This window comes from Photobacterium sp. R1, from assembly GCF_054600795.1.
Window position 1 is genome coordinate 1 of the sequence record NZ_BAAHZP010001057.1, and the last position, 231, is coordinate 231.

General features: G+C 48.1%; 1 protein-coding gene. It reads right to left on the reverse strand.

The annotated features are described in order from the left end of the window. The coding region (locus ACYP03_RS28295) for an efflux RND transporter permease subunit (protein WP_459782977.1) at positions 1–181 on the reverse strand (181 nt) is incomplete at its 3' end. Positions 182–231 lie beyond the last annotated feature (50 nt).

Genomic DNA, 231 nt, shown 5'->3' on the forward strand with positions numbered 1-231 from the left:
CTTGGATCAGATCGGCACTGGCACCGTAATAACTGGTCGTCACAGTGACTACGGTATTGGTCATCTCGGGATATTCCCGGACCTGCATTTTGAAAATAGCCTGAAAACCAAGCAGGGCAATCAGAATACTGATCGACACTGCCAGGACCGGCCTTTTTATGAATATATCAGTAAAGCGCATTTAACCTCCGAATCACAGCATCGGTGTTTCAGCCGGGGTTTTCAGGGCAT